We start from the raw sequence: 21,671 nt of genomic DNA, 5'->3' as shown, positions 1-21,671 counted from the left end.
ACCATGAGCCAACTCATCCACACCCTGCGTCAGCAATTGCCAGCAACCCAGGTCATCACCGACGATCTGCGTCGCCTGGCCTACGGTACCGATGCCAGTTTCTACCGCCTGATCCCCCAGGTCATCGCCGTCATCGAATCGGAAAACGACCTCAAATCGGTGTTGACCGCAGCAAGGGCGAACAAAACCCCGGTCACCTTCCGCGCCGCCGGCACCAGCCTCTCAGGCCAGGCGATCAGCGACGGCGTGCTCGCCCTGATCGGCGAAAGCTTCGCCACCTATGAAATCAACGCCAATGCCAGCAAGGTGAAAGTCGGTCCCGGCATCATCGGTGGCGAGGTCAATCGCCGTCTCGCGCCGCACGGCAAGAAGATCGGCCCCGACCCGGCGTCGATCGGCACCGCCAAGATCGGCGGCATCGCCGCCAACAACGCTTCCGGCATGTGCTGCGGCACGGCCGAGAACAGCTACCGGACGCTGGCCGGAATGCGCGTGATGCTGGCCGACGGCACGCTGCTCGACAGCGAAGATCCAGCCAGCATTGCCGCCTTCAAGCAAAGCCACGGCGCGCTGCTCGGCGAACTCGAACGCCTGGGCCGCGACACCCGGGCCAATACCAAGCTGGCCGAGCGCATCCGCCACAAGTTCAAGATCAAGAACACCACCGGCTACAGTCTGAACGCACTGATCGATTACGAAAACCCGATCGACATCCTCAGTCACCTGATGATCGGCTCAGAAGGCACCCTCGGCTTCATTTCGCGCATCACCTACCATACCGTCGCCGAAGACCCGTTCAAGGCCAGCGCGCTGGTCTTCTTCCCTGACATCCGCACCGCCTGCGAAGCGGTGATCCGCCTCAAGCCGCAACCGGTTTCGGCGGTCGAATTGCTCGACCGCCCGGCGCTGCGCTCGGTGCAGGACAAGCCCGGTCTGCCGTCGACGATCATGACGCTGGACAAAGACGCCGCGGCGCTGTTGATCGAGGTACGCTCTGCCACGGTCGACGGCTTGAACGAGCACATTTCCGCCGTCCATGCGGCGCTGGCCGGTATCGTCACCGTCGAGCCATTGCAGTTCTCGACCGACCCGGCCACCTGCGAGATGTACTGGAAGGTGCGTAAAGGTACCTTTCCCTCGGTCGGCGCCATGCGCCGGACCGGCACCACGGTGATCATCGAGGACGTCGCCTTTCCGATCGCCTCGCTGGCCGATGCCACGCTCGACCTGCAGGCGCTGCTTCGCCAGCACGGTTACGACGAGGCGATCATCTTCGGCCATGCGCTGGAAGGCAACCTGCACTTCGTGTTCACGCAGGATTTCGGCGATCAGGCCGAGATCGATCGCTACGCCCGTTTCATGGACGACATCTGCGATCTGGTGGTGAACAAATACGATGGCTCGTTGAAGGCCGAACACGGCACTGGCCGCAACATGGCGCCCTTCGTCGAGATGGAATGGGGCAAGGAAGCCGCCGACCTGATGCGCACGATCAAGCGCCTGTTCGATCCGGACAACCTGCTCAACCCCGGCGTCATCCTCAACGACAACCCCGCCGCCCACCTCGAAAACCTGAAGCCGATGCCCGCCGCGGAGGACATCGTCGACCGCTGCATCGAATGCGGCTTCTGCGAACCGCTGTGTCCCTCGCACCGCCTGACGCTCTCGCCGCGCCAGCGCATCGTCAGCGTCCGCGAACTGGCGCGCCGCGCCGCGAGCGGCGAACCCGCCGGCAGTATCGGCGAGGACTACGTGTACATGGGGCTCGACACCTGCGCCGGTTGCGGCCTGTGCTCGACCGCCTGCCCGGTCGGCATCGACACCGGCGACCTGACCCGCCGTCTGCGTGCCCGCAAGATAAGCAGCGGCAGCAGGCGGGTGGGCGAATGGACAGCCAACAACTTCGGCACACTGGCCACCGCCTCGCGCCTCGGTCTCAAGGCCGGCCACGCGGTTTCCGGCATCCTCGGCGACAACTTCCTGGCGCGCATTTCCGGCGACGCCTGGAAGAAGAACATGCCGCACGCGGGCAAGGGACCTGCCGCGCGCACCACGGAAGGCGACCCGGTCGTCTATTTCCCGGCCTGCGGCGGCCGCATCTTCGGGCCGAGCGAGGCCGGCGAAGCGCAACTCGGCGACGTGATCATGACCCTGCTGACCCGAGCCGGCTACGCCCCGCGTCTGCCCAAGGGCTTCGACCAGATGTGCTGCGGCCAGATGCTGGCCAGCAAGGGACTGCCCGACGCGGCCGACAGTATGTCCGGGGCACTGGAAGCCGCGCTGACGGAAGCCTCGGAAGGCGGTCGCTACCCGGTGATCATGGACGCCAGCGCCTGTACTGGCCGCATGCAGAAGTACCTGGCTGGCCGCCTGAAGCTCTACGACTTTCACGAATTTGCCGCCGATGCCCTGCTGCCGCGCCTGATGATTGCCAAACAGGCCGGACCGGTGGCCCTGCACATCAATTGCAGCGTGCGCAAGACTGGCTCGGATGCCAAGCTGAAGAAAGTTCTGGCCGCCTGCGTCGAGCAGATCATCGAACCCGCCGGCGTCACCTGCTGCGGCTTTGCCGGCGATCGCGGCTTTGTCGTACCGGAACTCAACCGGCACGCCCTGCGCACGATTCACGACGAACTGACGCCGGCTTGTACCTGCGGCGTGTCTACCAACCGCACCTGCGAGATCGGGCTCACGGCAGAAACCGGGCGCACTTTTCGATCGATTGCCTACCTGCTCGAGGAATGCAGTCGCAAGGAGGACGCCATGACCTGTTAGAGGGGGAAGAGACTGGGTAGCGAGGATGGTTAAACTAATAATGGGCGAATGAACCCCGCCCTTAAAACAAGGAGCAAGAAGATGACATGGCAGATGAATGTTAATCCACTGGAAAATATAGGATTGTCGGCGTTTGTCGCAGCAATACCGATTCTCTTTCTTTTTTGGGCGCTTGCCATCAAGCGCATGAAGGGCCATTTTGCCGCAATAGGCGGCACCGGACTCGCAGTTCTTATCGCGATTTTTGTCTATAAGATGCCGGTGGATCTAGCCGCTCTGGCCACTTTGTACGGTGGCGCTTTCGGCCTGTTTCCGGTTTGCTGGATCGTCATCACGGCGCTCTTCATCTACAACATGTCAGTCAAGACAGGACAATTCGAAGTCATCAAGAACTCGCTGGCCTCAATTTCGGATGACCGCCGTTTGCAGGCACTGCTGATCGCCTTTTCCTTCGGTGCCTTCATCGAAGGAGCAGCCGGCTTCGGTACTCCTGTTGCCATTACGGCGGCCATGCTGGCCGGCCTCGGCTTCAATCCCCTCTATGCAGCAGGTATCTGCCTGCTGGCCAATACCGCGCCGGTTGCCTGGGGCGCCATCGGCATTCCCATCGTGGTGGGTGGGCAAGTCTCCGGTATTCCTCCCTTCGCCCTCAGCCAGATGGTCGGCCGGACGCTACCGCTCGTCAGCATTTTCATCCCGCTCTACCTGGTCATCCTCATGGCCGGCTGGAAAAAAGGTCTGGAAGTATGGCCGGCCTGTCTGGTCAGCGGCGGCTCCTTCGCCATCGCCCAGTACTTTGCTGCGAACTCGCCACTGACGGCGCCACTGCTGCCCGACCTCGTTGCCTCGATCGTATCGATCATCTGCACGGTCGCCTTCCTCAAGGCCTGGCACCCGAAAGAAAGCTGGCATTTCCCCGATGAACCCAAGAGTTTGGGAAAAGCAGCACTGAATTACACCGGCGGTCAGATTTTCCGGGCCTGGGCACCGTTCATCCTCCTTTCCCTGTTCGTCTGCGCCTGGGGTATCAAGCCGGTCAGTCAGGCGCTCAACCAGATAACCAAGCTGCTGTTCGACTACGCCATCCCGATTGGCGGCCTCGACAAGATGGTTATCGACCAGGCCGGCAAAGCCAAGCCGGCGGTCTTTAACTTCAACATACTGAGCGCCGCCGGTACCGCGATTCTCTTTGCCTGGATGTTCTCCATCTTTGTTATGGGAGCCTCCCTGAAGACGGCAGCTGGTGTCGCCGGTGACACCCTGAAGACGCTCAAGTGGCCCATCGTGACCATTGCGACCATCCTCGGCTTTGCCTACATCATGAATTTCTCCGGCATGGCAATCTCCCTGGGTCACGCAGTGGCCCTAACGGGCGTCGCCTTCCCCTTCTTTGCTGCCATTCTCGGCTGGCTGGGTGTGTTCATGACCGGTTCCGACACTTCGACCAACGCCTTGTTCGGCAATTTGCAGGCGGTAACTGCCGAGAAGCTCGGTATCGACCCGGTCATCGCGATGTCGGCCAATACCAGCGGTGGCGTTTGCGGCAAGATGATTTCTCCCCAGTCGATTTCCGTGGCCACCGGTGCCACAGGCATGGTCGGTCGCGAATCGGAAATCTTCCGTTTCACCTTCAAGCACTCGATCTTCCTGGCCGTCATCGTCGGCATCCTTCACCTTCTGTGGGCTTATGTCTTCCCTGGCATCGTGCCGAGTTACGTCAGGCCCGTCGCTGCAGCAGCCGCTGCGGTGTCCAGCGCCGCTGCGCAGGTCGTGATCAATCCGGACGGTTTGATGTGGTTGGGGATCTTCGTCGGCATCAGCGCTTTCGTTACTCTCATGTCCCGTGTGCTGGGTGCCAATCTGCTTGCTCCAGCTGAAGGACGCGACGAAGTTCATTTCCATTAAGAGGAAACGCTGATTTATTTTTTACCTCGGTACAGGCCGGGGTCCAGCTTGCAGATTTTGCTGGATTCCGGAATGTGCCGGAATGACGAAACCCGAATAACAGTGCTTTCCTAAGCGCCGGGGGTTCGTTTGAACTGGCAGTGCCATAGCGGGAGGTGCCATGCTCCTCCCGCTTCTCACTTTTTTGTGCCGCAAGAGTTGCCACGAAAACTGGGTCCCGGGGACAACCGGCAAGTTGAGGTTTTCCCTAGCTGCGCCGGGGCCGATGACTTGTTAAGGTAAGTTCCATCAAAAGTCCATTACACTGTAAAAGCCATGTACAAGAAAATTCTGGTTGCCATAGACGACAGTGAAACCTCGCGTTGCGCGCTCGCCGAGGCCGTCAATATCGCCAGGGCCACCAACGTCCGACTCCATATCGCCCATGTCGCCGATGAAGTGCTGCTGGGCATGCACCATCGCGCGGTGAGCACGGAGCTCGATCTCGATCACGCGATGAGTGCGATCCGCGACGCGGGCGCCAAGATACTCGAAGTAGCCCGTGCCACCGCCAATGCGGCGGGTGTCGAGGCCGAGACCATCCTCCTCGAGACGATGAAACGCCGGGTGTCGGAGGTTCTCGTCGCCAAGGCACGCGAACTCGGCTGCGACCTGATCGTCATTGGTCGCCATGGCCAGCGCGGCCTTGCGCTGCTTCTCCTTGGTTCGGTCGCCGAGCAGGTCTCCAGACTGTCTGACGCCTCGGTCCTCCTCGTCCGCAAGCACTGATGCCGCTCGCCATGCCCGACAGTGACAAGGAGGAGCCGCTGCGGGCCGACATCCGGCTTCTCGGCCGTATCCTCGGTAACACCGTGCGCGAGCAGGAAGGCGCTGAAGCCTTCGAGATTGTCGAGCGCGTCCGTCAGACCACCGTGCGTTTCGCCCGCGACGGTGGCCCGGCGGCACACGCCGAGCTCGCTGCCCTCCTCGATCCGCTCGCGCGCGGCACGACACAGGTCGTCGTCCGTGCTTTCAGCTACTTCCTGCAACTGGCCAACATCGCCGAGGACGAGCACCACGTCCGGCGCCGCCGGGCGCACGATCTGGCCGGTTCGCCGCCGCGCGAAGGCAGCCTCGTCCATGCCCTCGACCGCCTGGCCGAGAGCGAAGTCACACCCGAGGCCATCACCGACTTCTTCGTGCACGCGCTCGTCGCGCCGGTCCTCACCGCGCACCCGACCGAGGTTCAGCGCCAGAGCCTGATCCGCAACCACCGCGACCTCGCCCACCTGCTCGACCAGCGCGAGCGCCTGCGAATGACACCCGAGGAGGAGGTGGAGAACGACCGCGGTCTCGCCAACGCCATCCTCACCCTGTGGCAATCGCGCATGCTGCGCCCGGTGCGCCTCAAGGTGCTGGACGAGGTCAAAAATGGTATTACCTACTTCAAGGAAACCTTCTTCAGCGAACTTCCGCGCCTCTATGTCCAGGTCGCGCGGCAGTTGCACACCCGTTATCCCGCGCGGACCTGGACACTGCCGCCGTTCTTCCGCATCGGCACCTGGATTGGCGGCGACCGCGACGGCAACCCCTTCGTCACCGCGGATATCCTGCGCGAAACGCTGCGCCTGCAATCGGCGGCCACGCTCGATCACTATCTCGATGAAATTCACGAACTCGGTGGCGAGTTGCCGCTCTCCAGCCTGCTGGTCAGGACCACACCGGAACTGGATGACCTGGCGGCGCATTCCACCGACCACTCGCCACAACGCGCCGACGAGCCCTACCGCCGCGCGCTGTCGGGCATTTATGCGCGCGCCGCCGCCACCGCCCGCACGCTCGACCACGTCGAGCCGGCGCGCCGCGAAATCGGCCAGGCCGTCGCCTATTACGACCCCGACGCCCTGCGCGCCGACCTCAGGGTGCTGGCGAACTCACTGAACCAGAACGGCAGCGCCGCCCTGGCCAATGGCCGCCTGCGCCGCCTGCTGCGCGCGGTGCAGGTCTTCGGTTTCCATCTGGCGCCGGTCGACCTGCGCCAGAACTCCGAGGTGCACGCCCGCAGCGTCGCCGAACTGCTCGCCAGCGCCGGGCGCTGCCCCGATTACGAGGCACTTTCCGAGGTCGACCGCATCAGCCTGCTGATTGAGGAAATCACCACGCCGCGCCCACTATATTCGCCCTACCTGGGATACTCCGAGGAAACCCGGGGTGAACTGGCGATTTTCTTCGCCGCCCGCGAACTGCGCCAGCGCTATGGCGCCGCCGCCCTGCCCAACTGCATCATCTCGAAGACCGGCGGCATCTCGGACCTGCTCGAACTGGCACTGCTGCTCAAGGAATCGGGCCTGCTGCACCCGGGTTCGCAACCGCAACTCGACGTGAACATCATCCCGCTGTTCGAAACGATCGAGGATCTGCAGAAGAGCGCGGCGACGATGGACGGTATTTTCAGCGTTGCCGCCTACCGCGCCCTGATCGCCGGGCGTCGCAACGAACAGGAGGTCATGCTCGGCTACTCCGACAGCAACAAGGACGGCGGCTTCCTGACCTCGGGCTGGGAACTGTACAAGGCGGAAATCGAACTGACCCGCGTCTGCCGTGCGCATGGCGTCCGGTTGCGCCTGTTCCACGGCCGTGGCGGCTCGGTCGGGCGTGGCGGCGGCCCCAGCTTTCACGCCATCCTCGCCCAGCCGGCCGGCGCCGTTTCCGGCCAGATCCGCCTGACCGAACAGGGCGAGGTCATTTCGACCAAATATGGCAACCCGGACACCGGTCGCCGCAACCTCGAAGTACTGCTCGCCGCGACATTGGAGGCCAGCCTGACCGACCATGAAAATCGCGTCGAACCGGCCGAGCAGTTCCATGCGGTCATGGACGACCTGTCGCAACGCGCCTTTACCGCCTACCGTGGCCTGGTTTACGAAACTCCCGGGTTCACAACCTATTTTCGGCAATCGACCGTCGTTTCGGAAATCGCCACCCTCAATATCGGCAGCCGCCCCGCCTCACGCAAGCCCTCTGAGCGCATCGAAGACTTGCGCGCCATCCCCTGGGTGTTTTCATGGGCGCAGTGCCGCCTTATGCTGCCCGGCTGGTACGGCTTCGGTTCCGCGGTCGACGGCTATTTGCAGGAGAATCCGGACGGTCTCGCGACCATGCGGCGCATGCTTGTCGCCTGGCCCTTCTTCAGGAGCCTGCTGTCCAACATGGACATGGTGCTGGCCAAGACCGACCTCGCCATTGCCTCGCGCTACGCCGAACTGGTGAGCGACTCCGAACTGCGCGACAACATCTTCGGGCGCATCAAGGCCGAATGGGAACTGACCCGCCGGCATCTGCTGGCGATTCTCGAACACGACGGTTTCCTGGCCGACAATCCTCTGCTCAAGCATTCGCTGCAACTGCGCTCGCCCTACATGGACCCGCTCAACCACCTGCAGGTCGAGTTGCTCAAACGCTACCGGGCCGGCGAAACTGATGAGCGTGTCGCCCGCGACATCCATCTATCGATCAACGGCATCGCTTCAGGCTTGCGCAACAGCGGTTAAAATGGCCGCATGGCCCCAATCAAGCGTTCCGTTTTCTTCATCTCCGACGGCACCGGCCTGACTGCGGAAGCGCTCGGGCACAGCCTCCTGACCCAGTTCGAGGACGTGGAGTTCGAGCAGATCCGCATTCCTTTCCTCGACAGCATTGCCAAGGCGCGGGAAGCCGTTGCCCGCATCAATGGCCAGAGCGAGGGTGACGGCATGCGCGCCATCGTATTCACGACACTGGTCAATCAGGAACTGGCTGACATCGTTCACCAGGCTGATGCCTTCTGCCTCTCGTACTTCGACAGCTTCCTGGCGCCGCTCGAAGCCGAACTGGGGGTCAAGTCCAGCCATACGGTCGGTCGTTTGCACGGTTCAGCCGACAGTTCCGATTACAAGAAGCGCATCGAGGCGATCAACTACACACTGGCCCACGACGACGGCATCACCGACCGTGATCTGGAAGATGCCGATGTGATCCTGGTTGCCGTATCGCGCTGTGGCAAGACACCGACCGCGCTCTACCTGGCGATGCAGTTCGGCCTGAAGGCGGCCAACTTCCCGCTGATTCCGGAAGACTTCGATCGCGGTCGGCTACCGGGAACCCTCGAAAGGCAGCGGAGCAAACTGTTCGGCCTGACCATCCAGCCCGAGCGCCTGCACAGGATCCGCGAGGAAAGACGCGCCAACAGCAACTACGCCGCGCTGGCCAACTGCCGGTACGAAGTTGCCGAAGCGGAAAAGATGATGCGCCGCGAGGGAATCCGCTGGCTGGATTCGTCGACCAAGTCGATCGAGGAAATATCGACCACCGTCCTGCAGGAACTGAAACTGCGCTGAGCGGCGGGAAACGACCCTCAGCCGTCTCATGACATTAGAAAGCTGTTTGGCTGCTTACTGAACACAAAGCCGCCTCTCAAAGATTTCAGACGGGTGACTCTTGATCGGCCAAACCGGTCACTCGGAACCGCTCGGCTAAACGACCCTTCTCTTGATTAAAGCGGACTCTTGCAGAAGTTCGCTATTCTTGAATTAATTCGATGCAGATTACACATCGATGTCTTTTGGTAAGTCCTAGTTACGCTGGCGTTGTGGTCGTAGCCGTTTTGGGACAATGAGAGTAACCGTCCCGTCGTCATTCTTTTCGATCTTGAAATCGATACCCAACTTAGGCGCTAGCTTCTTGGGAAGATAAGCCATGGCGGCAGCTGGATTCAGTATTTCCCCCGCTTTCTCAGGATTTGCTGCCAACGCTCTTAATTTGGTCATGTAGAACGCCTGGCCGCTACTATTAAACGTCGTCGCTTCGGCCTCGCGCATTAGGTCGCCAGCCCATTCTGTTTTGGCCAAGATAGCCTCGCGTGCATGGAACATTAGCGCATTGGCGGCTGAAAAACGTTCGTTCTTCCGCGTTGCCCACTTCACTGCATGATCGTAAGCTCGACGCCCCTCCTCTGGAGAACCTGCTCGATACAGTAGCAGTCCAATATTGGCTCCAATATGGGCTACGTCCGCATCCTCCTTGCTCGCCTCAGCAGACAGGTATTTTGTGATCGACGATAGTTTGGCGAGGACAGTCTCTTCGTCCCCCTCGAAAACCTGCCCAGACGATACTTCCGCAAAAATCTTATTGTTCATTAAGCATGGATGATTGGGGTTTGATCGCAGTCCAAGGTCGCAAACGTCGATCACCGATTGATAATCATCCAGAATACTGCCCATATAGCTGTGCATCATGGCTGCAATAGCCGAAAAAGGTTCATCATCGAACCACTTATCGACATGACGAGCTGCTTCAACAATGTCGTGGCTTTGGTAGTAAGCCTTAATGAATGCCGCTTCGTGGGCGCCAAGCAAGTTGTGTGTAGGATTTCCAAATGCGAAGCGGGAATTACTCTTGTCCTCTGCCCACTTGACTTGTGCAAGAGCATTCTCGGTAGGATCAAGCATCGCCATCTCGAATCGTCGCTTTGCATCCTTGCGACGGCCATCCTCCAGCTCGACTGTACCAATCGCTGCCGCCAGTTCGGATAAATGAACGGGCTTGAAAGTAGGATGATCTAGTAGCAATTTGCCTTGCTTGAAGAACTTCGACCCCCGCCCGACCACTTGGGCTGTGGCAACTTCTGCAGCCATTAGCCAAGGATCATGGCGCGTCATCGGAGAATTAACCAATAAACGCAAGGCAATCTCCGGCGCATCCTCGCTTATGTAGAAGCGTGATGCAGCCCGAAGTACGTGGCGATGCTGGGGAGCCAGCGATAATGCAACTCGGATTGACTTCTCAGCCTTTTCCCTTAACCCAAGAACCGCCTGATTCCGTGCCATGTCCAGATACAGGAGTGGATTATGCTGATACTGCAAAAGCAGTCGCCGAATACGCTGGATCGCTACTTGATTGCGCTTTGTCGAGCAGTCCCATCTGGACAGGGTAGCGCCTTCGATAACCTCATCTTGAGTGCCAATCAATTTGCGCAACCCAGCCGGAATGATGTCTTGGTGCTTGTTCAAAATATCTTTGGCCTGAACTTCCAAAGCATTATCACCAGAAAGTAATGCCACGCCGAGAGCATCGGCAGCAACGCCAAGCGTCGGATTCAAAAGAATCTCGCTCTTTAACCGGGCCAGTTCGCGATCAAACGAAACCGTAGGGGCCCTCTCCCTAAGTGGGGTCAGTTCGCCACTGACAGCAACTTCGGTTGATACACGCCACCGAGGAATAACCCGGCGATCGATCCGATCGGTAAATTTATTGCTGCTCAATTCTTCTTGGCTCCAGCAAGCCGCACAGCAACTTCAGCACGCCGAGCAAGATTGTTCAGACGTCCAACAAAACGATCCATACCAATGGATGTGGGGCGCTGCATCCGCGCCTTGGGATCACCTCGTCGAAGGGGATCGGGGTCGCATGCTTGGCAAAGGATTTCTAACACCTCTCTCCGACACCATTCAGGAATCTGTGGTTCAACCTCCTCAAGCCACTGGGCGAAGGCCTCCTGAATGTAGGGGAGCACATCTTCGTACTTGCCGCTCCAGTTTTGGGGCCAGAATTCTTGCGGGACTCGTCCAAGCACCTCGCAGATTGCCGTCTGCCAGAAAAAAAGAAAACTCAACAATGAGCCAAGCTGGAACAGGTCTCCACTCGCTCGCCGGTCCACAAATGAGTTGGTGGTGTAACCGTATAGTTGTTCGGGAGGAGCGTAGCCACTATCGCCGGGACATGCCAAGGTGTCGTGAAGAGCGCTGAAATCTAGCGAAGTTGCTCGGCCCAGATCGAGAATTTTGGCGCTGGCGGAATCACTCTGGAAAACACCGACGTTAGAGGGCTTTAGATCCTGGTGAGCAATCCGGTTCTTATGCAGTTGGTTGAGTCCAACGGCCACTTCATGGAGGATCTTGAACTTGAATGCCAAATCGACATCCGATGTGCGGTGAAGCATTTTTCGAAGGTCACCCTGATCAGCAACCTCGAAAATTACATAGCAAAAGGGTACTGGCATGCCACCCATTAATGGTTCGGCAATCTTCGTTTCTACGGATGCCAGCCCCCGTACCACTCGGGACAAACCTGCTTTTTTGCAAATATCGACGATAAAGGACTCGTGCCTAACCCGGATGTTTCATAAACCCGCCGTGCGATGTCAATGTCGTGCCATTCCAGCCGTGATGCGAGTCAGCTTGCTGCGAATTTTGCTGCCAACCCGCCACGATCGGCCAAATACCCCAACTTTTGGGCATCACACCCTGCCGCCATCGATCCCTGGACAGAGCGCTGGCGAGACCTGACCTCCGCTCAAGCGGATTCGAGTCGGTAGCATGAGACGGCGTCGCCGAGTCGATCAGGCCGGTGCCGGCGGGCGCGGGACGAGGTAAAGCAACTCGGTCACCCGCGCCAGCACCCCCTTCATCGGACACGACGTAGGCAAGGACAGCTTGATCCGATCCTTGTACTGCACCACGCGCACCGCCAACTTAAAGAGTTTCAGGATAATCGACAGCGGTTGCGCCTTGGCCAGTTCCGTATGCACCAGCGTGTTCTCGCGCAAGCCGTGAATCAACCCATACGCCGCACACGAATAGAACAGCCGCAGGTGATTGGCGAGGAAGGCATGATCGGAGGTCCGGTCACTGGCCAAGTCGTTCTTCACCGCCTTGATGAAGTTCTCGTCCTGCCCTCGAGCACAGTACAGCTCTTTGTAAAGCACATCAGGCGTCGGGTCGGACAGCGAGGTCACCACGTACCGCGGGTTGTCACCCAAGGCCATCACCTCGGCCTTGACCACCACGCGGTAAGCCTTGGGCCACGAGCCCGCCTGATACTCGATATCGTCGTACAGTCGTGTCGCCGCAGGCTCGGCGTTCCCCAGGCGCTGGGCGTTGGCGCTGTGTGTCTGGTGCAGCGCACGGGCTTTCTTCAGCAGCGGCTCGGCCTTGGGCGAGAGCACCGGGTTGCCGGCCAGGCCGAAGAGGAAGTCCAGATGCGGATCGGACGCGCACAAGGCCATCAGTTCGGGATTCGCGAAGTGGCCATCCCCGCGCAGAATGATGTGGGTCTCGGGCCAAGCCTGGCGGAGCAAGCGCAGCACGCGCTTGATGATGGCCGCGTTCTCCTTGCCAGTCGGGCGTTTGCCCGGACGCAGGACGGCAGTAATGAACTTCCCGGAAAGTCCTTCGAAGAGAAACAGCGGCAGGTAGCAGTGATTCCCGTAGTGGGGGTTATAGAACGCCAGTTCCTGCTGCCCGTGAGTGGCATCCTCCGAGTGATCCATATCGAGCACGATCACGGCAGGCGCTTGGGCGTAGCTGGCGATGAAGGCGTCGACGAAGCTTTTGGCCAGGCGGTAAATGTCTTTGCGCGATACGCTGTTTTCGAGCCGGGAGAGCGTGGGGCCGGAGGCCAGGTCATTTCCCTCGTCCAGCGGGGCACGACCGACCGCCAGTTTGAACAGCGGATCGCGCCGCAGCGTGTTGGCGTCATTACCGTCGGCGTAGCCGCTGGCGGTCTGGAATATCCGCTGACGAAGCAGGTCGGCCAGGGGATGGTCAATGTACGAGGCGTGGCGTTTGTCGTGAATCGCGCTGACCAGGCGGGGAATCAGGCCGATTTGCAGGTCGATGCCACGCAACAGGAGTGCGCCAAAGTCGGAGGACATCGCCCCGCCGTCAAACTCTGCCCGGATCGTAAATCCGGCGCTGGCGGGAAAGCGAAGCTGGGTTGGGATAGAATGGTCCATGGGCGGTCTCGTTTAGGCTTCTTACAAAGCGTTATTGGCGTAACCCCTATTATATCAATGGGTTAAACGAGATTCGCCTGCTTTTATGAAAAATTCGGGCTAAAGGCAGTGGTGACCTTCTCGAGTTCCAGCAAAGCGTTTGCCGACACTAATGCACGGTAGACATCAAATACTTTCAGGAATGCGTCTTTGCCGTTGTTCGAACAGGAGTAGCAAACTGAAAATGTTCCGCCGCTCGAATAGCCATCGTCCTCATCTATCGGCGTCTTTAGCAATTTCCCAACAATCCATCCCCCATCAAGCTCCTTGCCACTAAGTTGATAAATTTCCGGCAATTGGACAGGCGGATTTTGGGGCTGCTGGGCGTTGAGATTGGTGTTCATATGAGAATGGGGAAAAATATGGTGGTCGATTATCCCCGGTTTCCTAAATGGGGCGTGTTTGAATTTTCGTGTTTTCTAATGTCCGGTCTGCAATCACAAGAGGCCTGAGTTTTTGCAGAACACCACAGGCCGCTTTGGCCGAAGTCCAGAACTGCATTCCGGAAAATCGGGCGGCAGGTTCTCGATCAGTTACCCGCCGTTCGGCCCACCTCGTTTTTGCGCACTCGAATGGCCGGAACTGGCCGTGAGGGGCCTTCTTACCTATCTCATCCGACGCCGTAAGGCCTCGAAAATGCACACCGCCGCCGCCGCCGCCACATTCAGGGATTCCACCGCGCCCGGCATGGGAATCCTGATCTGTAGGTGGGCGACGTCGATCAGTTCGCGCCGCACACCCAACCCCTCGGCACCGAAAACCCAGGCCAGCGGGCCTTCCCAGCATGCATCGTAGAGTGACGTTGCATCGTCCAGGCAGGTGACCGCCGTCGTCCCCCGGTAGCCAGCCATGAAACCTGCAAGATCGGCATCCTCATGGATGGTCAACGCAAAATGCGCGCCCTGCCCGGCGCGCAGCACCTTGGGCGACCAGACCGCGGCGCAGCCCGGGCCGAGCAGGGCCTGCCCGATTCCCGCCGCCGCGGCAGTGCGCAGGATGGCGCCGACATTGCCCGGATCCTGGACGCCGTCGAGCAAAATGGCATCCTTTTCGAGGTCGACCGCAACCGTCGCCTCGGGCACCACCGCGACTGCCAGCAGGCCGCTCGGCGTTTCAACCAGACCGAGATCACGCAGCAGGCTGTCGGCCAGACCGAAAATCCTGCGTCCAGCGACTAATCCGGCGATTTCATTGCCCGCCAGCGCCGATTCGCCCACAACCAGCGTCTCGACCGGGCCATGGACCGCTTCGTAGGCGGTGACGAGATGGACTCCGTCGAGCAGGGTGCGCCCGGTCTGGCGACGTTCGCGGCCTGATTCGGCGAGACGCTTGAGGCTCTTGAAGAACGGGTTGGCGCGCGACCGGATCAGTTGCATGGCGATGCAAGCTTTCTCGCCACCGGGCCAAAACTGCAGCGATGCACCGGCGATACACCATGCGCTTCCAGCGCCCTGACATGGCCTGCCGTCGGGTAACCCATGTGGCTGGCGAACCCGTATTGTGGATAACGCGCATCCAGGACAAGCATTCCGGCATCGCGAACCGTCTTGGCCAGAATCGACGCGGCGGCGATCGAGGCGATTTTACCGTCGCCCTTGACCACCGCCTCGACCGGCATCGCCAGTTCCGGGCAGCGATTGCCATCGACCAGCGCGCTGGTCGGCCGGACTGTAAGTGCGGCCACGGCGCGCTGCATGGCGAGCATTGTCGCCTGCAGGATGTTGAGGTGGTCGATTTCCTCGACTGTCGCCTCGGCGACCGCCCAGGCCACCGCCCGTTCGCGGATGATAATCGCCAGCGCAAGGCGTTTCCGTTGCGAGAGCTTCTTGGAGTCGTCGAGCCCGGCAATCGGGCGTTCCGAATCGAGGATCACGGCTGCCGCCACCACCGGCCCGGCCAGCGGCCCGCGCCCGGCCTCGTCGATACCGCAGACGAGGCCGGGCGGGACGATCAGTTCAGACATTCGATGACCGCCGCGGCGGCCTTCTCGGCGTTGTTCTGGCGCAGTTGCAGGTGGATGTCGGTAAAGACCGCGGCCACCGCCTCGGCGTTCTCCTTGTCCTCGTAGAGCTTGACCAGCGCTTCGGCGAGGGCTTCGGGGGTCGCCGCGTCCTGAAGGATCTCCGGCACCACGAAGCGCCCGGCGAGAATGTTGGGCAGGCCAACGTAGGGCGACTTGACCAGACGCTTGCCGATCCACCAGGAAGAAGGCGCCATCTTGTAGGTGATGACCATTGGCCGCTTGATCAGCGCCGCTTCGAGCGTCGCCGTTCCGCTCGCCACCAGCGAGACGTCGGCCGCACCCAAGGCATCCTGGGCATGCCCGAACAACAGGCGGAAAGGCACGTCGTCGGCCTGTTGCGCATGAATCGCCTTTTCGAACCGCAGGCGAGTCTCACGCGTGGTCAGCGGCACGACGAACTGCGCATCGGGGAGGAAACGCTCACGGATGAGCCTGGCGGTCTGCACGAAGGTGTCGGCCATCTTTTCCAGCTCTCCCCTGCGGCTCCCGGGCAGCAGCGCGAAAACGGGCAGGTCGCGCGGCAGCGCCAGCTTGTCCCGCACCGCAGTCTTGCTCGTTTCCAGTGGAATGATGTCGGCCAGCGGATGCCCGACAAAGGTCACCGGAATATTTTCCTTCTCGTAGAGCGGCGGTTCCATCGGGAAGAGCGCCAGCAGGCGGTCGACGGCGCGCCCGATCTTCTTGATCCGCCCGCCGCGCCAGGCCCAGATCGATGGACTGACGTAATGGACGGTCTTGATCCCGGCATCCTTGAGTTCCCTTTCGAGGCCGAGATTGAAGTCGGGCGCGTCGACGCCGATGAAGACATCGGGACGTGTCTCGAGGAGTCGCTTCTTCAATTGGCGCCGGATGCCGGCGATCTCGCGATAATTCTTCAGGGCATCGACATAGCCCATGACCGATAGCTTGTCCATCGGCCACCAGGCATCGAAGCCCTGAGCCTCCATCCTGGTCCCACCAATGCCGTGGAAGACGGCCTCCGGCAGTTGTTTCTTCAGCGCCCCGATCAGCAGGCTGGCCAGAAGGTCCCCGGAGGCCTCGCCTGCCACGATGGCGATCCGGAGCGCTTTGCCCATCAGCGAATGATGCCGCGCTTGGACGCTTCGAGAAAATCGACCATCAGTTGAACATCCGGCTGCGTTTTCGCCTGCTCGACCAGCTTGACCTTGGCCTCCTCGAGCAGCAGTCCGGACTTGTACAGGGTGCGGTAAGCGCGCTTGAGTTCGGTGATGGCATCGCTGGTGAAGCCGCGGCGCTTGAGCCCCTCGACGTGGATGCCATAGGGCTGCGCGGTGTTGCCGGCAACCATGAGGTAGGGCGGCACATCCTGAAGGACGAGCGAGGATGCGGCGGTAATGACGTGCGCGCCGATCCGGCAGAACTGGTGGATGCCGGTAAATCCGCCGAAGATGACCAGGTCGTCGACCGTGACATGACCGGCAAGCGAAGCGCCGTTGGCAAAAATGGTCTTGTTGGCGACGTGGCAGTCATGTGCGATGTGCACGTAGGCCATGATCCAATTGTCGTCGCCGACGCTCGTCACGCCGCCGCCCTGAAAGGTGCCCAGATTGAAGGTACAGAACTCGCGTATCGTGTTGCGATCGCCGATTTCCAGACGCGTCGGCTCGCCGGCGTATTTCTTGTCTTGCGGCATCTCGCCTAGAGAACAGAACTGGAAAATGCGGTTCTCGCGACCGATCCGGGTATGTCCCTTGATCACCACATGCGGGCCAATCTCCGTATCGTGGCCGATTTCGACATCCGGGCCGATGATCGAATAGGCGCCGATGTCGACATTGGCGCCTAGCCTGGCACCAGGATCGACGATGGCTGCGGGATGGATCATTTCAGATGTCCCGCTTGGCCGACATCAGCCGCGCTTCGGCGACCAGTTGTCCATCGACGCGGGCCTCTGCCCTGAATTTCCAGACACCGCGCATATGCCGCTCGATCTCGACGTGCAGGTGCAACTGGTCACCTGGAATCACCGGCTTCTTGAAGCGTGCCTCGTCGATGCCGGCGAAGAAGAAGAGACTGTTCGGGGTCGGCTTCTCGCCTGCGGTCTTGAACGCCAGGATGCCGGCGGCCTGGGCCAGCGCTTCCATGATCAGCACCCCCGGCATCACCGGATACTCCGGGAAATGGCCAACGAAGTGCGGCTCGTTGATGCTGACGTTCTTGTAGGCGTGGATCCGCTTGCCCGGTTCGATGGCGACGACGCGGTCGACAAGCAGGAAAGGATAGCGCTGCGGCAGATGCTCAAGAACTTCCATTATATCCATTTAATCAATCCTTTATTTTAGCCTGCTTAAGTAGTTTCTCAATATTTGAGATGCGCTCCGCGAGGTGCGACAGGCGCCGGATATGCGCTGCGTTGCGCACCCATTCGCCGTGGGTATCGAGCGGAAAAACGCTGGTGTACAGCCCGGGCTGGGTGATACTTTTCATGACCAGCGAACCGCCGGAAATCGTCGTTCCGGGAGCCAGGGTGACGTGACCCGAAATCATGCCGGCCCCGCCAACGATGCAGTGCTCGCCCAGGGTCACGCTGCCGGCGATCCCGGTACAACCGGCCAGCACACTGTTCGGCCCGATGTTGCAGTTATGCGCAACCTGCACCAGGTTATCGATCTTGCAACCGTCACCGATCACTGTATCTTCCAGAGCGCCGCGGTCAACCGTCGTATTGGCGCCAATTTCGACATCGTCGCCAATGGTGACGCCGCCGATCTGCGGAATCTTGATCCACCGCCTGCCTTCCGGTGCAAATCCGAAGCCGTCGGCGCCGATCACCGCGCCCGAGTGCAGGATCGCGCGCTTGCCGACGCGACAGCCGTGGTAGATCGTGACCCGCGGATACAGGACACTGCCATCGCCGATGCTGACGTCGTCACCGATCACGCAACCGGCGTGAATCACAACATTCTCGCCCAGTGCCACGCCGCAGCCGATGCTCACCTGCGGACCGACGGCCGTGCTGGCTGGCAGCGGCGATCCGCTCGCCACCGAGGGGTGGACACCGCTGAACCCTGTGCGGACCGGGTTGAGCAGGCTGGCGACCCGTGCGTAGTAAGCGTAGGGATCGCCGGTCACGATGCGCGGCCCGGCAAAGTCATCGACAAAGACCGGCGCGACAATAACCGCCGCCGCGCTTGTCATCTTCAGCTGGTTCCGGTATTTCCGGTTGGACAGGAAGGCGATATCACCGGTACCCGCCGACGCCAGGGTGGCAACACGTTGGATGTCGGTTTGTCCATCCCCAAGCACATCGCCGCCCAGTTGGGCGGCGATGTCGCAAAGCTTCAGAATGACTCCGCCCTCCCGGGTCATTACTTGCCTTCGGCCAGCGCCTTGATCACGCGTTCGGTAATGTCGAGTCGCGGACTTACCCAGACCACGTCCTGGAGGATCAGATCGTACTTTTCCGCGTCAGCGATCTGCTTGATCGCCTTGTTGGCCTTTTCGATCACGGCCGCGTTCTCCTCGTTCTGACGCAGGTTCAGGTCTTCGCGGAATTCACGCTGGCGGCGCTGGAATTCGCGGGAAAGATCGCCAAACTCCTTTTCCTTTGCCCGGCGTTCCGATTCGCTCATCGTGACAGCGTTCTTCTCGAGGCTTTCCTGCAGATCCTTGAGCTGCTTGGCCATGCGCTGCAGCTCCTGATCGCGCTTGCCGAACTCGCCTTCGAGCTTCTTACCGGCCTTCTGCGCTGCCGGGGCATCACGGAAGATGCGCTGTGTATTGACGTAGCCAATTTTCAGTTCGGCCACCGCCTCCCCTGCGAAAAGCGCGACGGAAATGAATGATGCGACTACAAGTGACTTAGCTTTCAACATGACACTCCTGAATCAAAAATTTGTACCCAACTGAAACTGGAAGCGCTCGATCTTGTCGTACGGCCCCTCGTTGAACGGAACGGCGTAACTGAACTTCAGTGGTCCCATCGGCGAAATCCAAGCGAAGGACACACCGCTGGAATAGCGCAAGCCGAGATCCAGGTCCGGAAACGGGATTCCCTTCGCAGATCCGGTGGCGTAGACCTGGCCGAAATCGAAAAACAATCCCAGTCTGACGCTCTTTTCCAGACCCGGAACGCCCCACAGCAGCTCCGCCTGGCCGACGACGCGCTCGTTGCCGCCAATCGCGTAGGTCTGGGTGCTAACCAAGGGATTCCAAGTTTGCGGTCCCAGACTTCCCGCCTTGAAACCGCGAACCGTATTGACGCCACCGGCATAGAAATTCTTGTAGAACGGCAGGTATTCCGTGCTGCCGTAGCTGTCGGCATAACCGACCTCGCCATTCAGCATCAGCGTGAACGACTTGGACAGCGCGAAGTAGCGCTGCAACTGATACGAAGCTCGGTAAAAGGTCAGGTCGCCGCCGGGAACCGCCACTTCCAGACCGGCCTTCTGATACCAGCCGGTCGTCGGGAACAGGAAGCTGTCCTTGCCGTCGCTCACCCAGGCCGCCGTAACCGGAATGGTCCAGTTGCTTGCGGTCGGGTTGCTCAGGGTGCCGCCGGATTGCTCGACAAATTCAATAATCTGGGGAGAACTGGTGGGGAAAGCGGTGATTTCCGTATTGTCGACGCCGAATCCGAAACTCAAGGCCTGCTTCTCGCCGATCGGAAAGCCGAAGCGTACCGCCCCGCCGTACGATGCGGACTTGTATGGGGTAACGTCTGTCGAGGTCGAATCCACCTTGCGGTAATAGAGGTCGAAGCCCTGGCTTATCCCGTCTACCGTGAAATACGGGTTGGTATAGGAAAACGAATACAGGGTGTTGATCTTTCCCGTATTGACGGCAAGAGCGACATTGTTGCCGCTGCCCAGGAAATTGTTCTGGGAGATCGAGGCGGACAGCACCAGACCTTCGGTGCTGGAAAAGCCGGCACCCGCCATGATGTTGCCGGTCGGCTTCTCGACAACATTGACGTTGACGTCCACCTGATCCGCCGTTCCCGGCACCGCCGGTGTTTCGGTCGTTGTCGATTCGAAATAGCCAAGCCGGTCCAGACGGGTTTTCGAGAGGGTGACCCGCTCGGCGTCGTACCACCCGCCTTCCATCTGACGCAGTTCGCGGCGGATGACTTCGTCGCGCGTCCTCGTATTGCCGGTGACGTTGATCCGCCTGACGTAGACCCGCTTGCCCGGATCGATGAAGATGGTGAACGCGACCTGGTGCTTTTCTTTGTCGATCTCGGGAGCCGCGTTGACGTTGGCGAAGGCGTAGCCCTCTTTCCCGAGCCGTTCGCCGATGGCCTTGGTCGTATCGTTGAGTCGCTCGCGGGAGAACGCGTCGCCAGCCTTGACGAATACCAGCTTTTTGAGTTCATCTTCGCTGATCGAGAAATCGCCGGCCAGCTTGACTGAGGAAACCTGATACCTCTCCCCTTCACTCACGTTGATCGTGATGAAGACGTCGGTCTTTTCAGGCGATATCGAAACCTGGGTCGATTCGATCACAAACTCGAGGAAGCCGCGGTTCATGTAGAACGACTTCAGTTTCTCGAGGTCGGCCCCGAGCTTCTGCCTAGAATACTGGTCGTTCTTCGTGTACCAGGTGATCCAGCCGGGCGTCGTCAGTTGGAACTGGCTGAGCAGTTCCTTCTCGCTGAATTCCTTGGCTCCGACGATGTTGACCTGCCTGATCTTGGCGGAATCGCCTTCCTCGACATTGAAGTTGATGCCGACCCGGTTGCGCTCGAGCGGCGTCACCGTCGTCGTGATATTCACCGCATACTTGCCGCGGGTCAGGTACTGGCGCTTCAACTCCTGCTCGGCCTTGTCCAGCTGCGAACGATCGAAGATCCGCCCGTCGGCGATACCGATGTCTTTGAGGGCCTTGAGAATGATGTCCTTGTCGAACTCCTTCATGCCGACGAAGTCGATCTGCGCGATGGCCGGACGCTCCTGCACGACAACGACCATGACGTTGCCTTCAACCTCGATGCGGACATCCTTGAAGAAACCCGTCGCATACAGTGCCTTGATCGCCTGGGCAGCCTTCTCCTCGGTCAACGTTTCACCGACCTTGAGCGGAAGATAGCTGAAGATCGTTCCCGCTTCGGTGCGCTGAATGCCCTCGACGCGAATGTCTTGCACGGTAAACGATTCGAATGCCGCGGCGGGCAGCGCGAACAGTCCGGCAACCAGAAGGGAGAGCAGGGATTTCTTCATC

At 60.2% G+C, this 21,671-nt stretch carries 17 protein-coding genes; 5 read left to right on the top strand and 12 right to left on the bottom strand.

What is annotated here, in order from left to right; all coding sequences use genetic code 11:
- Nucleotides 1-3: 3 nt before the first annotated feature.
- The 5 genes from IPP03_21105 to IPP03_21085 all read left to right on the top strand — a co-directional run bounded on the left by IPP03_21105 (nt 4) and on the right by IPP03_21085 (nt 9,035).
- On the top strand, nt 4-2,775 hold the full coding sequence (locus tag IPP03_21105) for an FAD-binding oxidoreductase (protein ID MBL0355007.1): 2,772 nt from the start codon (nt 4-6) through the stop codon (nt 2,773-2,775).
- 81 nt (nt 2,776-2,856) lie between these two features.
- A complete protein-coding gene (locus IPP03_21100) occupies nt 2,857-4,680 on the top strand; it encodes a lactate permease LctP family transporter (protein MBL0355006.1) in 1,824 nt (607 codons plus the stop codon).
- Nucleotides 4,681-4,995: 315 nt separating this feature from the next.
- Complete coding sequence (locus IPP03_21095) at nt 4,996-5,448, top strand: universal stress protein (protein MBL0355005.1); 453 nt, start codon at nt 4,996-4,998, stop codon at nt 5,446-5,448.
- An 11-nt stretch (nt 5,449-5,459) separates the two neighbouring features.
- Complete coding sequence (ppc, locus tag IPP03_21090) at nt 5,460-8,210, top strand: phosphoenolpyruvate carboxylase (GenBank protein ID MBL0355004.1); 2,751 nt, start codon at nt 5,460-5,462, stop codon at nt 8,208-8,210.
- Nucleotides 8,211-8,219: 9 nt separating this feature from the next.
- Nucleotides 8,220-9,035: a kinase/pyrophosphorylase gene (locus tag IPP03_21085; GenBank protein MBL0355003.1), complete on the top strand. Its 816-nt coding sequence runs from the start codon at nt 8,220-8,222 to the stop codon at nt 9,033-9,035.
- Between the two features lie 234 nt (nt 9,036-9,269).
- Here the strand turns inward: IPP03_21085 and IPP03_21080 are convergent, their stop codons facing one another.
- The 12 genes from IPP03_21080 to bamA all read right to left on the bottom strand — a co-directional run bounded on the left by IPP03_21080 (nt 9,270) and on the right by bamA (nt 21,670).
- Nucleotides 9,270-10,958, bottom strand: a complete 1,689-nt coding sequence (locus tag IPP03_21080; protein MBL0355002.1) for a hypothetical protein — start codon at nt 10,956-10,958, stop codon at nt 9,270-9,272.
- A complete protein-coding gene (locus IPP03_21075) occupies nt 10,955-11,752 on the bottom strand; it encodes a protein kinase (protein MBL0355001.1) in 798 nt (265 codons plus the stop codon). Before IPP03_21075 ends, IPP03_21080 begins: the two co-directional genes overlap by 4 nt.
- Nucleotides 11,753-12,034: 282 nt before the next feature.
- Nucleotides 12,035-13,429 carry an IS1380 family transposase gene (locus IPP03_21070; GenBank protein ID MBL0355000.1) on the bottom strand — a complete coding sequence of 465 codons (1,395 nt, stop codon included), beginning with the start codon at nt 13,427-13,429 and terminating at the stop codon, nt 12,035-12,037.
- Nucleotides 13,430-13,512: 83 nt separating this feature from the next.
- Entirely contained in the window at nt 13,513-13,812 is a 300-nt protein-coding gene (locus IPP03_21065) for a hypothetical protein (GenBank protein MBL0354999.1), read from the bottom strand.
- A 261-nt stretch (nt 13,813-14,073) separates the two neighbouring features.
- Nucleotides 14,074-14,844: an RNA methyltransferase gene (locus tag IPP03_21060; GenBank protein MBL0354998.1), complete on the bottom strand. Its 771-nt coding sequence runs from the start codon at nt 14,842-14,844 to the stop codon at nt 14,074-14,076.
- Nucleotides 14,835-15,431: a ribonuclease HII gene (rnhB, locus tag IPP03_21055; GenBank protein MBL0354997.1), complete on the bottom strand. Its 597-nt coding sequence runs from the start codon at nt 15,429-15,431 to the stop codon at nt 14,835-14,837. The genes IPP03_21060 and rnhB overlap by 10 nt, the downstream gene beginning before the upstream one ends.
- On the bottom strand, nt 15,419-16,567 hold the full coding sequence (lpxB, locus tag IPP03_21050; protein ID MBL0354996.1) for a lipid-A-disaccharide synthase: 1,149 nt from the start codon (nt 16,565-16,567) through the stop codon (nt 15,419-15,421). The genes rnhB and lpxB overlap by 13 nt, the downstream gene beginning before the upstream one ends.
- Nucleotides 16,567-17,337, bottom strand: coding sequence for an acyl-ACP--UDP-N-acetylglucosamine O-acyltransferase (gene lpxA, locus IPP03_21045; protein ID MBL0354995.1), 771 nt, complete (start codon nt 17,335-17,337; stop codon nt 16,567-16,569). Before lpxA ends, lpxB begins: the two co-directional genes overlap by 1 nt.
- A 1-nt stretch (nt 17,338) precedes the next feature.
- Complete coding sequence (fabZ, locus tag IPP03_21040) at nt 17,339-17,773, bottom strand: 3-hydroxyacyl-ACP dehydratase FabZ (GenBank protein MBL0354994.1); 435 nt, start codon at nt 17,771-17,773, stop codon at nt 17,339-17,341.
- 4 nt (nt 17,774-17,777) lie between these two features.
- Entirely contained in the window at nt 17,778-18,821 is a 1,044-nt protein-coding gene (gene lpxD, locus IPP03_21035) for a UDP-3-O-(3-hydroxymyristoyl)glucosamine N-acyltransferase (GenBank protein MBL0354993.1), read from the bottom strand.
- Nucleotides 18,821-19,327, bottom strand: coding sequence for an OmpH family outer membrane protein (locus tag IPP03_21030; protein ID MBL0354992.1), 507 nt, complete (start codon nt 19,325-19,327; stop codon nt 18,821-18,823). The genes lpxD and IPP03_21030 overlap by 1 nt, the downstream gene beginning before the upstream one ends.
- Before the next feature lie 12 nt (nt 19,328-19,339).
- Nucleotides 19,340-21,670 carry an outer membrane protein assembly factor BamA gene (bamA, locus tag IPP03_21025; GenBank protein ID MBL0354991.1) on the bottom strand — a complete coding sequence of 777 codons (2,331 nt, stop codon included), beginning with the start codon at nt 21,668-21,670 and terminating at the stop codon, nt 19,340-19,342.
- Between the last annotated feature and the right edge of the window lies 1 nt (nt 21,671).

Origin of the sequence: Candidatus Dechloromonas phosphoritropha (assembly GCA_016722705.1) — a bacterium.
Classification (GTDB): Bacteria; Pseudomonadota; Gammaproteobacteria; order Burkholderiales; family Rhodocyclaceae; genus Azonexus; species Azonexus phosphoritrophus.
The sequence above is the reverse complement of the archived record's forward strand: the minus strand, read 5'-3'. Positions and strand labels throughout refer to the sequence as shown.